This is a genomic window from Micromonospora sp. AMSO12t (assembly GCF_008806585.1).
GTDB lineage: Bacteria > Actinomycetota > Actinomycetes > Mycobacteriales > Micromonosporaceae > Micromonospora > Micromonospora reichwaldensis.
On record NZ_WAAS01000566.1, the window covers coordinates 1 to 637 of the forward strand.

The window sequence follows — 637 nt, forward strand, 5'->3', positions numbered from 1 at the left end:
ACGCTGCAGTTGCTCTGCCCCGGCGGGCACTCCGCGCCGGGGTCCGCGCGTCCTGCGGCGATCGCGGGCACGGCCGCCCCGAGCGCCAGCAGCAGGGCCAGGGCGGCGCCCGCGAGCGACCGGCGGGCCGTTCCATCCCGGCCGCCACCGTCGGCGGTACGGGCGTGGGCCGCCCCGGCGTCCCGTCCCGCCCGCGTCAGCATGGCTGGTCCTCGTGGGCGGCGCCGGCGCTGATCAGCCAGCGGCCGTCCGGGTAGCGGGTGGCGGTGGCGGTGGCCAGGTGCCGCGTCCCGCCGGTGCCGGGCACGACCCGCTTGTCCCTGGCGTAGACCAGCCGGTAGCCGGTGGCGTCCAGGCAGTCCTGGATCTCCACGGTGGGTGGGCTCGAATCCAGGCTCACCGAGGTCACGGTCGGGTCGGAGACCAACGTGCCGGTACGCATCGCGCCGTGCTCCTTCGCCTTGCGGATGGTCAGCCGGACCCGGGTCAGCAGTGGGTCGGCGAGGAACCGGGACAGCTCCGGATGGTGGGGGTCGCCGCGCCCGCTCGCCTTGCGGGAGGCGGCGAGATATCCGGCGTACGCGGCCAGCGCCGCCTTCCTCGCCGCCTGCTCGTCGGCGGCCCGGTGGGTGGGGGC

General features: G+C 76.9%; 1 protein-coding gene and 1 pseudogene. Both read right to left on the reverse strand.

Going from position 1 to position 637, the window contains the following annotated elements:
• Positions 1–203 (reverse strand): annotated as a pseudogene (locus F6X68_RS32975) (hypothetical protein); the annotation flags it as partial.
• On the reverse strand, positions 197–637 hold a 441-nt coding region (locus tag F6X68_RS32980), incomplete at its 5' end, for a hypothetical protein (protein WP_151457872.1). The gene F6X68_RS32980 and the pseudogene F6X68_RS32975, both read right to left, overlap by 7 nt.